The organism is Nonomuraea sp. NPDC049141 (assembly GCF_040648415.1).
Lineage (GTDB): Bacteria > Actinomycetota > Actinomycetes > Streptosporangiales > Streptosporangiaceae > Nonomuraea.
Genome location: NZ_JBEZDR010000004.1, coordinates 548,430 through 562,278, shown reverse-complemented (window position 1 = coordinate 562,278; position 13,849 = coordinate 548,430). Strand labels below are relative to the sequence as shown.

The window sequence follows — 13,849 nt, the reverse complement described above, 5'->3', positions numbered from 1 at the left end:
GCGGTGCGCCCGCGACGCTGTCCACGCGCGTGTCCGCTATGTGGGGACGTTCCGGTCTGAGCCAGAAGCACACTACCGACACGCGCAGCCGCGCGGGCGTGTCGCCCGAGACCTACCACAGGTCGGCGGCCGCCCTACGGCGCCAGGCCGAGATCAACGGGTCGGCGGCCGTTCTAGGGCGCCAGGTCGGGATCAACGGGTCGACCGGAGCCGCTCCAACGGGTCGACCCGGGGCGCGTCAGCCGAACTTGCTCTTCGGCCGCTCCTGGAGCTCGCCGTCGAGGTAGATGTCGAGCTTCTCGTTGTAGAACGCGACCAGCCCCGCGACCCGCTCGCTCTCCGGCAGCGGCGTCCGGTACGACCAGGCGAGGTCCTTGCGGCCGTTGACCGTCCAGTACTCCGCCGTGCCCTTGTACGGGCAGTGGGTGGCGGTGTCGGTGTGTTCGAGCAGGTCGAACCGGACATCCACCTTGGGCAGGTAGTAGCGGGCAGGCAGGCCCGTCTCGAAGAGGATGCGGGGGCTGCGCGAGTCGGCCACCGTCACGCCGTCGACCTCGACGCGTACGTGCCGCGAGCTCGGCAGGATGTCGACCCTGGTGTACGGGTCGCGCGGGTGGAAGAAGACCTCCTCGTCCTCCTCGAACCAGGCGTCCATGGCGTCCCACTCGAAGCGGATGTGCCCGCGGATGTCCTCCAGCGGCGACTCCGGGTACGCCAGGGCCCCCTCCGGGGCCTCCGCGCCTCCCGAGGTGACCGTGTAGACCACGCCGTCCCCCCGGCTGGGCGAGTGCTTGGTCGCGCCCGTCTGCTTGAGCGCGGCCTCCTCCACGTCCGCCAGCGGGAAGTAGTACGTCGGGTAATAGGGGATTTCCCACACCAGGAGGGCGTGAGTGGTGTCGGCCACCACCCGGCCGCCGAGGTAGGTCCTGATCCGCTTGGCGGAGCGCTCGACACGCACCCGGCCGCGGCTCGTGGCTTCCTTCGCTTCCATGCTCGCGGCAACCACCAACCAGTCGCGGCTATTCCACCCGATTACCCGGTAATTGCCCGCCCTCTGGCGCGGGCCCAACGCCACGAAGCTCTTATGACAGGCCGAAAGCCGCCAGCGTCGCCCAAGTCGCCGCCGTGCCCACCAGCGTCCCCGCCGCCACCTGCGCCCACGTGTGGTGGGCCAGTCGTACCCGGGCCCAGCACACCAGCGCCACGACGGCCGCCCCGACGAGCGCGGTCGGCGCCACGGGCAGGACATGGGCCAGCACCACCACGGTCCCCGCGCAGACGGCGGCGTGGAAGGAGATCTTCCAGCGCATCGTGACCGGCACGGTGACGGCCAGGGCGACGAGCATCGCGGTCACCGTGGCCACCAGCAGGGTCGGCGCGCCCAGCGCGACGAGCAGCACCAGGGCGACCAGCACGGCGGCGACGGCGGCCAGCAGCGGCCCGGTGCGGCGGGCCCGGTCGACGATGTGGTGGGAGTCGAGCCGCCCCGACCGGACGCCCAGCGCGATCACCCCGGCGGGCACGCCGCCGCACAGCGCCGAGGCCGCCAGGCCCCACGCGCCACCGCTCCAGCCATGGGCGATCAAGCCCACGGCCGGGGGCATGGTGATCACCAGCACTTGCGGGGCCAGCAGGTCGGTCACCCGCTTCGCCACCAGGTCGGCCGTCATGACAGCAAAGACTAACCGATCATGAAGAGGTCAGCCCATGCCCGCCGCGTTGACGATCCTGGTGGTCGATCGGCCGGGGATGGCCTCCAGCTCCCAGCATTCGGCGCCCAGCAGCGCGGCGGCGGCGCAGCGGCCGCCCGCGTGCGGGTCGCCCGCGGTGTGCGCGAGCGCTCCGGGCCGCATGGGGGCGAGCAGGTCGATGTAGTCCTCCGGGCCGTGCGCCTCCGAGGGTCCGGTCACGATGAACACCCCGCTCACGAAGCGGAGCGCGGCCAGCACCTCGGCGCGCTCGACGGCCGGGTTGACCGGGCGCGTCGGTCCCTTCCACGCGCGTACGCGTGGATCGTCCTCCACGCCGACCACCAGCGGCAGCCCCCGCCCGGCCACGGCACCCAGATAGCGCACGTGCCCGACGTGCAGGATGTCGAAGACTCCGGTCACGAACACGGCCCCCGGGTGGTCGTATGGCTGCACCCAGACGGCCTCCAGGCTGCTCACGCAGGCACCCCTCCTAGTCGACTCGTCGATCGCAGCGTACTCGGTCGGCCGGAACGGGCGCGCAATCGATCGCGGGAAAGGGCATTCCTACCTTTTCGCGATAACCTCTCGCACCCGTCTGACGCGTCTCATGACGCAGCCGTCATCGGGGAGGTCGCCGTGGCACCGCCGGACTTTCACAGCGTCGAAGGGGGCGAGGAGCCCGGCAACGGCACGCTCGTCGTCCGGTTCCCAGGGGCTCCGTCCCAGGTGGCGAGGGTGCGGGGGCTGGTGACGGCGGCGCTCGGCCGCGACCATCCGCTGTACGACGACTGCGTGCTGCTCACCAGCGAGCTGGCCACGAACGCGATCCTGCACTCCCGCTCCGGCGAGGGCGGCTGGTTCACGGTGTCGGTGCTCTCCGCGGGGCCCCTGGTGCGGGTGCTGGTGAAGGACGGGGGGTCGAGCGGGGCGCCGTGCGCGTGCCGTACCGGGCCGCAGGCGACCAGCGGGCGCGGACTGCCGCTGCTCGATGCGCTCAGCCACCGGTGGGGGGTCGTCCGCGAGAGCGGCGCGACGGCCGTGTGGTTCGAGATGCGCATGGTGACGGTCCCCGCGCAACGGTCCGCTGAGGCGGTCTGACCTGCGGTCATGCGATAACCGATATGGAGATGTTCTCGATATCGATATTAGACATCACCTGATCAGATCTGCTGTGCTCCTCTCCTCTGTTGGACGAGAGCAAGGACATGGCATGCGAAACCCCCGCGCCCGCCGCTTCCCGGCCGCGCTGCAAGCGGCCGCGCTGACGATCTCCCTCATCGGCGGCGGCGTCTATGGGACGGGCACCGCCTCGGCCGCGACAAAGGCGGTGAGTGACCTACGGGACGCCTCAAGCGCCCAGAAGGAGCTGCGCGCGCTTGAGGCGTCTTTCAAGGGCCGCATCGGCGCGTACGCCCTGGACACGGGCACAGGGAAGACGATCGCCTACCGATCGGGTGAACGCTTCCCGCTGCTGTCCACCTTCAAGGCGATGATCTCCGCCGCCGCGCTGCACAAGGCCCGCACCTCGGACCCGGGGCTGATGGAGCGGGTCGTGCACTGGACGGCCGACGACCTGAAGTCGAATTCGCCGGTGACCGAGAAGCACGTGGCGGACGGGCTGACCGTCGCCGAGTTGTGCAAGGCCGCGATCACCTACAGCGACAACACCGCCGGCAACATGGTGCTGAAGCAGATCGGCGGGCCGGCGGGCCTGACCCGCTACTTCCGTACGCTGAAGGACCCGATCTCCCGCCTGGACCGCTGGGAGACCGAGCTCAACGACTGGACCCCCAAGGAGCGGCGGGACACCACCACTCCCGCGTCCATCGCCCGCGACCTCCGGAAGGTCACGACCGGTGACGCGCTCGACGCCAAGGACCGGGCGACCCTGAACGGCTGGCTGAAGGCGAACACCACCGGCGGCGCCCGCATCCGCGCCGGCCTGCCCAAGACCTGGACGATCGGCGACAAGACCGGCACCGGCTCGACGTACGGGACGGCCAACGACATCGCGGTCATCTGGCCGGCCAAGGATGCCGCCCCCATCATCATGGCGATCTACACCAACCGCCCGGCCGCCGACGCCGCCAACGACGAGAAGGTCGTCGCCGGCACCGCCACCATCCTCGCCCGCGGCCTGGGCAGACTTCCGTAACGCGGTCAGACGTCGAGACGGCACAGGCCCTCGGCGAGGGCCTTGGTCGTGAGGCGGGTGCGGCTGTCGCAGCCCAGCTTGGCGAAGATGTGCTCCAGATGGGTCGTCACGGTGCGGACGCTGAGCACCAGGGCGGCGGCGATCTGCGGGTTGGAGTCGCCGGCCGCGACCCGGGTGAGCACGTCCACCTCCCTGCCGGTCAGCTCGTACGGCAGGGAGCACGGGCGTTCGGCCACCACCGCGCCCTGGAGCGAGCCCTGGAAGCCGACGCCGGCCCGCACCACCCGCACCTCGTGCCAGCGACCGGCTCGGTCGAGCCAGAGGCCGCGGCGGCTCAGCTCGCGCGAGTCGATGAAGGCACGGGCGAGTCCCGCGATGGCCGGTTCGTCCCACAGGGCGGCGGACTTCGCGACGCCGGGGACCTCGCGCCGGACGCCCAGCCGGTCGAAGGCGGCCGCGAGGAACCCCGGCGGCAGCCCCACCGGATCGATCACGCACCGGGTCAGGTCCGTGACGTGCGCCAGCATGGGCGCCACCGCCGCCACCAGCGGGCCGGTGAGCTCGGGGAACGCCTCCCTGGCCGCCAGGTGCAGCAGGCCCGTGTAACGTCCGTCGGCCAGGAACAGCGGCGCGGTCAGCCCGGCGCGCCACCCGTATGGGGCGAGATGACGGCGGAAATAGCGCTCGGTGCCCGGCTCGGGCATCGGCACCGGCGCCCGCGTGGCCATCGCCGTGCGATAGGCGTCGAGCCCGGCGTACTCCTCCGCGGCGTCGCCGTCGATGCGCCGGTGGCCGTCGGAGACGACGCTGTGGTGCCGCCCGCTGGCCGGGTCGAACGCGACGAACTCGTAGGCGTCCACCGGGACCACCCGGCGCAGCGCGGCCATCGCGCCGCGCGCGCCACCGCCGCCCGCCGCCTGGTAGCCGACCTCGGCGAACGCCTGCAACTGGCGGACGTTCAGGGTGATCTCGGCCACGGTTCTTTATATCAGTGCGCGAACTCGCGCACTGAGACCGCCTGACCACGCCCTGGCACTCCGGAACATTTACCGAGCGCCGTGATCGGCGCGGATGCTAAGGTCGCGGGCATGCAGCGCGCTTACGTCACGACGACGCCGGACACGGTCCCGGCGCGCTGATTCCATGCTCCCCGGGCGAACGCCCGGGGTTTCTGGTCGTTCGCCCTTTCCCGCGAAGGACGATCATGAACGACCACCGCAGGCTCGGCCGTGAGCTGGGCATCTTCGACACCGACCCGATGATCGGCTCCGGGCTGCCGTTCTGGCTGCCGGCCGGCGCGGCGATCCGCAAGGCCGTCGAGGACTACGTGTACGAGCTCGAACGCCGCCACGGCTACCAGCACGTCAACTCGCCCGTGCTGGGCAAGCGCGAGCTGTATGAGAGATCCGGCCACTGGGCGCACTACGGCGACGACATGTTCCCGGTCATGGAGGTGGGCGGGGAGGAGTTCGTGCTGCGGCCGAGCCTGTGCCCGCACCACGCGCTCATCTACCGCTCACGTCCGCGCAGCCACCGCGACCTGCCGCTGCGCCTGGCCGAGCTGGGCGGCATGTACCGCTCGGAGCTGTCGGGCGTGCTGGGCGGCCTGACCAGGGTGCGGGCCATCCAGCTCAACGACGGTCACGTCTTCTGCGCACCGCAGGACGCCGCCGCCGAGGTGTCGGCCGCGCTCGACCTCATCGAGGCCGCGCACGCCCAGCTCGGCATCGAGGCCGTCCGCTACCGGCTCTCGCTGCGGGGCGAGGGCGGCAAGTACGTCGACGACCCGGCCCTGTGGGCCGAGTCGGAGTCGATCCTGCGCGAGGTGCTGCGCGAGCGGGGCCGCGCGTACGACGAGGAGCGGGGCGAGGCCGCCTTCTACGGCCCGAAGATCGACATCCAGATCGCCGACCCACTGGGCCGCGAGGCGACCCTGTCGACCGTTCAGGTGGATCTCTACCAGCCCGGCCGTTTCGACCTCTCGCACGCGGGCGGCGGGCGTCCGGTCATGGTCCACCGCAGCGTCGTGGGCGGCCTGGAACGGCTGGTCGCGCACCTGATCGAGGTGCACGGCGGGGCGTTCCCCGCCTGGCTGGCGCCGGTGCAGGCCGTCGTGCTGCCCCTCACCGACGCCGAGCTGCCGGCCGCCAGGGAGCTGGTACGGAGCGGCGTCGCGGCCGGGCTGCGGGCCGAGCTGTCCGCGCCGGACAAGGGCAGCCTCGGGGCCCGGATCAGGGCGCATCGGCTGGTGCCGTACCAGCTCGTCGTGGGCCCGCGCGAGGCGGCGGGCGGTGAGGCGTCGGTGCGGTTGCGCGACGGCAGCCAGGCGGGCGCGCTGCCCGTCGCCGAGCTGGCCGCTCGATGCCGTCCGGAATTCTGACCGAAGATCGCGAGGGGTCTTCCCAGCCGTGTAAAGGACTCGTAAAGTCCCCTCAAGCGCGCTGTCAGGGAGGACCACTTGACCGAGCTGAGCGACCGTGACGCGGAGCTGGTGTCTGCCCACGAGCAAGAGCGTCCGGCTCGGCAGCTGACCGGCGTGCTGCGGCTCGGCGTGTGGATCGTCGGCGGGCTGCTGTCGGTCTACTCGCTGGTGGTGGTGTTCAGGCCGGTCGAGGCGCTGGAGCATCGGCTGACGTTCCTGGCGGTGGCGCTGCCGCTGGTGTTCCTCTGCTATCGCTCGGGGATCTCGTCGCGTCGCGAAGCCGTCGATCGGCCCGGGGTGGGTGACTGGGCGCTGGCGGCGGCTTCGCTCGCGGTGCTCGTCTATCCGCTGCTCGACATCGACGCGTTCCGCGACCGGGGGTCGGGTTCGGCGCTGACCGAGCTCGACATCGTGGCCGGCCTGGTGCTGACCGTGCTGCTCCTGGAGGCGGTCCGCCGCACGGTCGGCTGGTCACTCACCATCATCTGCCTGCTTTTCCTGATTTATGCCTATTTTGGGGCGTATCTGCCGATTGGCTGGACGATCGGTCATCGGGGCTTCGATCTCGGGCAGATCGTGTCGCAGCTCTACACGGGCACCGAGGGCTTCTTCGGCGTCCCCATGCAGGTCGCCGCCAGCTACATCATCCTTTTCACGATTTATGGTGCGGTGCTGGATTATTCGGGCGCGAGCAAGTTCTTCATCGACCTGAGTTTCGCCGCCTTCCGCAAGTCCCGGGCCGCCCCCGGCCGTACGGTCACCACCGCGGGCTTCCTGCTCGGCACCGTCTCCGGATCGGGCGTGGCCACCACGGTCAGCCTCGGCAGTGTCGCCTGGCCGGTGCTCCGGCGGGCCGGCTACCCCAAGGAGGCGGCCGGCGGCATCCTCGCCTCGGGCGGCATCGGCGCGATCCTCTCACCGCCCACGCTCGGCGCGGCGGCGTTCATCATCGCCGAGTATCTCAAGGTCAGCTACCTTGAGGTGCTCATCTACGCGACGATCCCCACGATCCTGTACTACCTGGGCATCTTCCTGGCCATCGAGATCGACTCGCGCCGCTTCGGCACCCACGCCGTCCCGGTGGACGCGCCGAAGGCGGGCCGGCTGCTGCTGCGCTTCGGCTACCACTTCAGCTCGCTCGTCCTCATCATCGTGCTGATGGCGCTGGACCGGTCGGCGTTCCAGTCGGTGGTGATCGCCACCGCCGTCGCGTTCGTCCTGTCCTTCCTCGATCCCGAGCACCGGATGGGGCCGAAGCGGACCGCGCAGGCGCTGGCCAAGGGCACGCTGGAGGTGCTGCCGGTGACGGCGGTGTGCGCGGCGGCGGGCATCATCGTCGGCGTCATCACCCAGACCGGGCTCGGGCTCAACCTCAGCGGGATCATCGTGGACGTCGCCGCGGGCAACCTCATCCTGACGACGGTCATGTCCGGAGTCGCGGTCATGCTGCTCGGCCTGGCCGTACCGGTGACCGCGAGCTTCATCATCGCGGCGGTGATCATCGGCCCGGCGCTCACCACGCTCGGCGTCACGCCCGCCGAGGCGTACATGTTCGTCTTCTACTACGCGGTGCTGTCGGAGGTGAGCCCGCCGACCGCGCTGTCGGCCGTTGCGGCGGCCGCCATCACCGGCGGCAACACCTACAAGACGATGATGATGACCTGGCGCTACACGCTGCCCGCGTTCCTGGTGCCGTTCGCGTTCGTGCTCACGCCCAACGGCCAGGCGCTGCTCGGCCAGGGACCCTTCGGCACCGTGCTGCTGATGACCGCGGTCTCGGCCGTCGCGGTGGCCGCCCTGGCCATGGCCACCGGCGGGGTGACCGGGTGGCCCGAACGGCTGCTGGCCGCCGCGGCCGCCGTGTTGCTGCTGTTCCTCGAACCCGTCCCCATCGTCGCTGGGCTGGCCGTCCTGGCCGTCGCGGCGGCCGTGCACCTCATCAGGAGAAGGAGAGTCCCAGCGTGAAGCGGATTCTTGCGGTACTCGCCGCGACGGCACTGGCCGCCGGGGTGGCCGCCTGCGCCAGCGTGAGCGGCTCGGGCCACCGGCTGTCGATCGCCACGGGCGGCACGACCGGCGTCTACTACGTGTACGGCGGGGGCCTGGCCAAACAGCTGACCGACAACATCGCCAACACCCAGGCCACCGCGTCCGTCACCTCCGGCTCCGTCGAGAACATCAAGCTGCTGGCCGGCGGCAAGGCCGACATCGGTTTCTCGCAGACCGACACCGCCACCGACGCCGTCAACGGGACCGGGTCCTTCACCGCCAAACAACCGATCAAGGCCATCGCCCGCATCTACGACAACTACGCCCATGTCGTCGTCGCCCCCGGCCTCAACGCGAGCAAGGTCGCCGATCTGGCGGGCAAGCGGGTCTCGATCGGCCCGCCCAACTCGGGCACCCAGGTCCTGGCCAGGCGCCTGCTGGAGGCGGCCGGGCTGAACCCCGACTCCGGCATCTCCAAGCAGCAACTGTCCATCAACGAGTCGGTGCAGGCCGTCAAGGACGGCACGATCGACGCCTTCATCTGGGTCGGCGGGCTGCCCACGGCCGGCATCGTGGACCTGGCCACCAGCAAGCCGGACATCAAGCTGCTCGACACCACCGACGTGCTCGGGCCGATGCAGGCCAAGTACGGCAAGGAGTACGTCGGGCTCGACATCGACATGTCCTTCTACAAGCTGCCGGGCACCATCAAGACGGTCGGGGTGGCCAACGTGCTGCTCGTGCCGGACAAGATGGACGAACAGCTCGCGTACGACATCACCAAGACGCTGTTCGAGAAGAAGGCCCAGCTCGCGGCCGTGCACCCCGAGGCGGCCAAGCTCGACCTCAAGATCGGCCAGCAGGTGGAGCCGGTGGCCCTGCACCCGGGCGCGGCCCGCTACTACAAGGAGAAAGGCTGACTACAGCCAGTCCTTCTTCTTGAACACCACGTACAGCGCGACGGAGGCCACGGCCACCAGCGACGATGACAGCCAGACTCCCCAGGGCTGACCTTCGCCCGGATAGGGCACGTTCATGCCGTAGAAGCCGGTGATCGCGGTCGGCACCGCGATGATCGCCGCCCAGCTGGTGACCCGCTTCATGATCTCGTTCAGCCGGAACCCCTGCTGGGCGAGGCGGGTCTCCCGCATGTTGGCCAGCAGGTCGCGCAGCGACTCCGTCCACTCCGTCACGCGCACCACGTGGTCGTAGACGTCCTCGTAGTAGGGCGCCATCACCGGGTCGGCGATCAGCTCCTGGTCGCGGCGGAGCAGGCCGCCGACCACCTCGCGCATCGGCATGGTGATCTTGCGGAAGCTCGCCATGTTCTTCCGCAGGTCGTACATGGTGCGCTGCAGTTGCCTGCCGTCGATCGGGGTCTCCTCGAACAGCAGGTCCTCCAGGTTCTCCACCCGGCCGTCGAACTCCTGGACGAGGTCGAACTGCTCGTCGACCACGTAGTCGAGCAGCCCGTGCAGCAGGAACGCCACGCCGTGCCCGGCCAGCCGCTTGCCGGCGTCCCAGCGCTTGAGCACCTCGCCGATGTCGAAGTGGTCGCTCTCGCGGACGGTGACCAGGGCGTTCTTCGTCACGAAGGCGTTGACCTCGACCGGGTCGAGCCGCCCGTCGTCGAAGTGCACCCCGTACACGGTGAGGAACAGGTGATTCTGGTAGATGTCCACTTTGGGGCGCTGGTGGTCGGACAGCACGTCCTCGACCGCGAGCTCGTGCAGGCCGAGCTCCTCGCCGACGGCGGCGAGGTCCTCCGGCGTCGGCGAGCACAGGTCGAACCAGACGGTGTTGGCCTCGTCGTCCACGTAGTCGGAGACTTCCTCGATCGGGAAGCCCTCCTTCTCCAGGACACCGTTCCTGTACAGGCGGGTATGCACTAGACGAGTTTGGCAAAGCGTCGCGCGTTGCGCACAGCCGCTCCCCCGACATCGTTGTTGAAGTAGACGTAGGCGTCGCCCCAACCGGCTTCCCCGACCCGCCTGGCCCAGGTCTTCAGCGACGTGTCGCCGTACGACGGAAAGGGGGTGGCCCTGCCCTCGTGCAACCGCACGTATCCCCAGCCGGCGGTGCGCCAGAACGGGTTCTGCGGCCTGCCGAGGCGGTCGGCCCAGCACAGAGCGGCGTCGCGGGCCGCCAGGATATCGCGGACCTCGTCCGTCCACCACGACGGATGCCTGGGCTCGACCGCGACGCGCACGTGCTTCGGGAAGCAGTCCAGGCAGCGGGCGAGCCGGTCCGGATCGGCCTTCAGGGTCGGCGGGAGCTGGACGAGGATCGGGCCGAGCTTGTCCTTGAGCGCCGAGGCGGCGTTCATCAGCCGCTCCACCGGTTCGGCCGGATCGGCCAGCCGCTTGATGTGGGTGAGGAACCTGCTCGCCTTGACGGCCATCACGAACCCGTCCGGCGTGCGGTCCCGCCAGCCGGCGAAGGACTCGGGTGAGGGCAGGCGGTAGAAGGCGTTGTTGCTCTCGACGGTGCCGAACGACTCGGCGTAGGTCTCCAGCCAGAGACGCTGCGGGACCTCCTGCGGATAGAGGATGCCGCGCCAGTCCTTGTACTGCCACCCGGACGTGCCCACCAGCGTCGCCATGCCCGTGCGCCTACCCCGTGAACGCGCCCCTATCCCTGGGCTCAGTCGACCTCGGCGCTGCCGTCCACCCGCAGCTTGCGCCGGGCCCGCTCGTAGAACGTCGTCCCCAGGCGCACCACCATGGCCGCGCCCGGCAGGGCGGCCACCGTGATGCGGTCACCGGGACACAGATGCCCCAGCACCGCCCCGTCCACCTCCACCGCCAGCCGCCCGCTCGACGGCAGCAGCTCCAGCGTCACGTCCTCGTCGGCGGGCAGGACCAGCGCCCGGTTGAACGAGGAGTGGGCGGCGGCGGGCACGACCAGCAGCCCTTCCACCCGCGGCGACACGATCGGCCCGCCCGCGGCGAAGCTGTAGGCGGTGGACCCGGTGGTCGTGGCCACGATCACGGCGTCGGCCGCGTAGCGCACGAACGGATCACCCTCCGGCATGACGCTCACAGCGGCCATGCCGTCGCCCGGGATGCGCACCAGCGCGATGTCGTTGAACGCGATCAGCTCCGCGCCCCCGTCGAGCTTGGTCCGCACGGCCATGCGCGGCTCGACGGTGTAGCGGTGGTCGTCGATGGCGGACAGGGTCGCGGGCAACTCCTCGACGTCGATCTCGGCCAGGAACCCCAGCCGCCCCAGGTTCACCCCGAGCACCGGCGTGGGCCGTCCGGCGATGAGCCGCATGGTGCGCAGCATCGTCCCGTCACCGCCGAGGCTCACCAGCAGATCGGCCCGCTCGACCAGCGTGTCGGCGTCGACCGCCACGGCGCTGCAGTCGATGCGGCCGACCTCCTCGGGCAGCCCCATGACGGTGGCTCCCTTGCCGGCGGCCCAGCTCAGGATGGTGTCGATCGCCTCTTTGGAGTCGCGCCTGGGATGCAACACCAGCCCGACCGTACCGACCATGCCCATGTGGTCAGCTTATGGGTGGCCTCGGATCAGCCTTGACGCGCCTGTTCACGGAGGGGCATCATCTACCTCAATCTGAGATCGATCTCACATGGTGGAGTGGACCACGCTGGTGCGGCCGCGGATCTCGGTGGTCGTGCAGTCCGCCTACGACATGGGACGGGCCGCCGCCGACCAGCTGTTCGCGCAGATCTCCGGCTCTTCGGGGGCCGTACGAGGCCGGCGCACCGTGATCCCGACCCGGTTCCTCGACCGGGACAGCGTGCGCTCCCTCGGATAGCCGGTCCCGTCAGACGATGTTGAGTTCGGGCCTGGCCCCGGCCAGGACGAAGCGGCTCGCGTCGAAGGCGGTGACGTCGACGAACGGCGCCCGTTCCAGGTAGAGGTCGCGGACCACCTCTCCGACGGCCGGGCTCATCAGGAAGCCGTGGCCGGAGAAGCCGGTGGCGTAGATGAACCTGTCGACGTTCGGGGCGGTCCCGATGAGCGCGTTGTGGTCCGGTGTGTCTTCGTACAGGCCGGCCCAGCCGGTGGCGATGCCCGTCTCCATCAGCGCCGGGGCGCGGCGGGCCATGGCCTCGCCCAGCCGCGGCAGCCAGGCGTCGGACCGGTCGAACTTGAACCCCGGCGTCTCGTCCGGATCGGACATGCCCAGGAGCAGGCCGGGACCTTCCCGGTGGAAGTAGAACGTGGTGCCGAAGTCGATGGTGAACGTCATGGGCGGCAGGTCGGGGACCGGCTCGGTGATCAGGATCTGCCTGCGCAGCGGGCTCACCGGCAGGTCGACGCCCACCCACGCGCCTATGGGGCTCGACCAGGCGCCGGCCGCGCAGATCACGGTGTCGGTCTCGATCCGGCCGCCCTCGGTGTGGACGGCTACGATGCGGCCGTCCACCGTCTCGATGCCGGTCGCGGCGCAGTTGGGCAGCAACCGGGCGCCGAGCCGGCGGGCCGCGCCCGCGTAGCCGAGCACCACGGATTCGGGGGTGCAGTGGCCGTCGGTGGGCGAGTAGGCGGCGGCGAGCAGCCCGTCGGTGTCGATCAGCGGCGACAGCTCCGCGGCCTCGCGCACCGAGATCATCCGGCTGGGCACACCCAGGTCGTTCTGGACCGCGACGTTCTTCTCGAACTCCGCGACGGACTCGGGCGAGTCGAGCAGGAACAGGTAGCCCACCTGGTGCAGGTCGATCTCCTGCCCGAACCGGCCGGCGAAGGTCTCGAACGTCTCGAGGCTGCGTACGGCGAGCTCGATGTTGACCCGGTCGGAGAACTGGGCGCGCACTCCCCCGGCGGCCTTCGAGGTCGAACCGGAGCCCAGCGGCCCCTTGTCGAGCAGGACCACGTCGCTGACCCCGGCCGCGGCCAGCGCGTAGGCCGAGCTGACGCCCATGGCGCCGCCCCCGATGATGACCGCTGAGGCCCGCGCGGGCAGCTCGCGTCCGGTTTCGTTCATTGACCGGTTCCCTCCTTCGACAAGTCTAGGATCGCCGAACGCGCGGAGCGGGAGGAAGCGGTCGAGCACGGTCATCTGTGGGCGTAGCCGAAGAGCTTCTTACGCTGCCGTGATCGACGAAGGACCACTCCCTACCCGAAGACCTCGCTGGCCGAGGCCACCGAGGACCAGGTGCGGGAGCTGCTCGTGGAGGTCAGGCGGGACGGGATCGAGCAGCCTGCGCAGGCGGGCCGGCCCACGCGCGCGGCGACCTGCTCCAGCGCCTCGTCGGTATCCAAGCGAGCGCTGAGATGTATGTCCTGTCGCTTCATCTGAGCACCGGGACGCGCGGGTCGTCGAGCCGGATCTGCGACAGCGACACGGCGCTCCTCCAGAGGGGTCGAGGCTGGTCAGCGGGCGTTGTCCCCGGCGGCCGCGATGGCGCGTTCAGCAGCGCGGGCCGGTCGTCGGTGGCGAGCTTGCCGCTGATCTTCTCCTCGAAGATCTTCAGGCAGATCGGATTCAGACGGCTCGTGCCCCGGCCCGGTCGCGAGCGGCGATGGTGCCGAATGTGCGCGCGTTGTCTGCCGCACGTCTCGGTTTGTCGACGGCTGCCACCGTCGGTTGCGGCCGTGACACGACCATGACACGGCGCGGAC

Annotated in this window: 15 protein-coding genes; 6 read left to right on the top strand and 9 right to left on the bottom strand. The window is 70.3% G+C overall.

Annotated elements, in window-relative coordinates:
* Positions 1-238: 238 nt before the first annotated feature.
* The 3 genes from AB0B91_RS14885 to AB0B91_RS14875 all read right to left on the bottom strand — a co-directional run bounded on the left by AB0B91_RS14885 (position 239) and on the right by AB0B91_RS14875 (position 2,168).
* Positions 239-991: a DUF427 domain-containing protein gene (locus AB0B91_RS14885; RefSeq protein ID WP_358318812.1), complete on the bottom strand. Its 753-nt coding sequence runs from the start codon at positions 989-991 to the stop codon at positions 239-241.
* A 91-nt stretch (positions 992-1,082) separates the two neighbouring features.
* Positions 1,083-1,670 (bottom strand): hypothetical protein, encoded by a 588-nt coding sequence (locus AB0B91_RS14880; RefSeq protein WP_358318811.1) that lies wholly within the window; start codon positions 1,668-1,670, stop codon positions 1,083-1,085.
* Positions 1,671-1,700: 30 nt separating this feature from the next.
* Positions 1,701-2,168, bottom strand: coding sequence for an adenylyltransferase/cytidyltransferase family protein (locus AB0B91_RS14875; protein WP_358318810.1), 468 nt, complete (start codon positions 2,166-2,168; stop codon positions 1,701-1,703).
* A 159-nt stretch (positions 2,169-2,327) separates the two neighbouring features.
* On the opposite strand from AB0B91_RS14875, the gene AB0B91_RS14870 reads away from it, so the two are divergent.
* Together AB0B91_RS14870 and bla are read left to right on the top strand one after the other, a co-directional pair.
* Entirely contained in the window at positions 2,328-2,789 is a 462-nt protein-coding gene (locus tag AB0B91_RS14870; protein WP_358318809.1) for an ATP-binding protein, read from the top strand.
* Between the two features lie 112 nt (positions 2,790-2,901).
* Complete coding sequence (gene bla / locus AB0B91_RS14865) at positions 2,902-3,846, top strand: class A beta-lactamase (RefSeq protein WP_358318808.1); 945 nt, start codon at positions 2,902-2,904, stop codon at positions 3,844-3,846.
* A 5-nt stretch (positions 3,847-3,851) separates the two neighbouring features.
* Here bla and AB0B91_RS14860 read toward each other — a convergent pair whose 3' ends face one another.
* Positions 3,852-4,823, bottom strand: a complete 972-nt coding sequence (locus tag AB0B91_RS14860) for a LuxR C-terminal-related transcriptional regulator (RefSeq protein WP_358318807.1) — start codon at positions 4,821-4,823, stop codon at positions 3,852-3,854.
* Between the two features lie 227 nt (positions 4,824-5,050).
* On the opposite strand from AB0B91_RS14860, the gene thrS reads away from it, so the two are divergent.
* From thrS to AB0B91_RS14845, 3 genes are all read left to right on the top strand, one after another.
* Entirely contained in the window at positions 5,051-6,226 is a 1,176-nt protein-coding gene (gene thrS / locus AB0B91_RS14855; RefSeq protein WP_358318806.1) for a threonine--tRNA ligase, read from the top strand.
* 78 nt (positions 6,227-6,304) lie between these two features.
* Positions 6,305-8,233 (top strand): TRAP transporter fused permease subunit, encoded by a 1,929-nt coding sequence (locus AB0B91_RS14850; RefSeq protein ID WP_358318805.1) that lies wholly within the window; start codon positions 6,305-6,307, stop codon positions 8,231-8,233.
* Complete coding sequence (locus AB0B91_RS14845) at positions 8,230-9,177, top strand: TAXI family TRAP transporter solute-binding subunit (RefSeq protein ID WP_358318804.1); 948 nt, start codon at positions 8,230-8,232, stop codon at positions 9,175-9,177. Before AB0B91_RS14850 ends, AB0B91_RS14845 begins: the two co-directional genes overlap by 4 nt.
* Here the strand turns inward: AB0B91_RS14845 and AB0B91_RS14840 are convergent, their stop codons facing one another.
* The 3 genes from AB0B91_RS14840 to AB0B91_RS14830 are packed head-to-tail and all read right to left on the bottom strand — an operon-like array spanning position 9,178 to position 11,761.
* Positions 9,178-10,146, bottom strand: coding sequence for a magnesium transporter CorA family protein (locus AB0B91_RS14840; protein WP_358318803.1), 969 nt, complete (start codon positions 10,144-10,146; stop codon positions 9,178-9,180).
* Complete coding sequence (locus AB0B91_RS14835) at positions 10,146-10,859, bottom strand: DUF72 domain-containing protein (protein WP_358318802.1); 714 nt, start codon at positions 10,857-10,859, stop codon at positions 10,146-10,148. Before AB0B91_RS14835 ends, AB0B91_RS14840 begins: the two co-directional genes overlap by 1 nt.
* 41 nt (positions 10,860-10,900) lie before the next feature.
* Entirely contained in the window at positions 10,901-11,761 is an 861-nt protein-coding gene (locus AB0B91_RS14830) for an NAD(+)/NADH kinase (protein ID WP_358318801.1), read from the bottom strand.
* An 88-nt stretch (positions 11,762-11,849) separates the two neighbouring features.
* Here AB0B91_RS14830 and AB0B91_RS14825 point away from each other — a divergent pair, with 88 nt between their 5' ends.
* Entirely contained in the window at positions 11,850-12,038 is a 189-nt protein-coding gene (locus tag AB0B91_RS14825) for a hypothetical protein (protein ID WP_358318800.1), read from the top strand.
* Positions 12,039-12,047: 9 nt separating this feature from the next.
* On the opposite strand, the gene AB0B91_RS14820 is transcribed toward AB0B91_RS14825, so the two are convergent.
* Positions 12,048-13,211 (bottom strand): FAD-binding oxidoreductase, encoded by a 1,164-nt coding sequence (locus AB0B91_RS14820; RefSeq protein WP_358318799.1) that lies wholly within the window; start codon positions 13,209-13,211, stop codon positions 12,048-12,050.
* A 131-nt stretch (positions 13,212-13,342) separates the two neighbouring features.
* Positions 13,343-13,489: a hypothetical protein gene (locus tag AB0B91_RS14815; RefSeq protein ID WP_358318798.1), complete on the bottom strand. Its 147-nt coding sequence runs from the start codon at positions 13,487-13,489 to the stop codon at positions 13,343-13,345.
* Positions 13,490-13,849 lie beyond the last annotated feature (360 nt).

Bases quoted from the DNA above. Each gene is read 5' to 3' on its own strand.
- AB0B91_RS14880 (WP_358318811.1), bottom strand. From the start codon at position 1,670: ATGACGGCCGACCTGGTGGCGAAGCGGGTGACCGACCTGCTGGCCCCG.
- AB0B91_RS14830 (WP_358318801.1), bottom strand. From the start codon at position 11,761: ATGGGCATGGTCGGTACGGTCGGGCTGGTGTTGCATCCCAGGCGCGAC.
- AB0B91_RS14835 (WP_358318802.1), bottom strand. From the start codon at position 10,859: ATGGCGACGCTGGTGGGCACGTCCGGGTGGCAGTACAAGGACTGGCGC.
- bla (WP_358318808.1), top strand. From the start codon at position 2,902: ATGCGAAACCCCCGCGCCCGCCGCTTCCCGGCCGCGCTGCAAGCGGCC.
- AB0B91_RS14885 (WP_358318812.1), bottom strand. From the start codon at position 991: ATGGAAGCGAAGGAAGCCACGAGCCGCGGCCGGGTGCGTGTCGAGCGC.
- AB0B91_RS14825 (WP_358318800.1), top strand. From the start codon at position 11,850: ATGGTGGAGTGGACCACGCTGGTGCGGCCGCGGATCTCGGTGGTCGTG.
- thrS (WP_358318806.1), top strand. From the start codon at position 5,051: ATGAACGACCACCGCAGGCTCGGCCGTGAGCTGGGCATCTTCGACACC.
- AB0B91_RS14820 (WP_358318799.1), bottom strand. From the start codon at position 13,211: ATGAACGAAACCGGACGCGAGCTGCCCGCGCGGGCCTCAGCGGTCATC.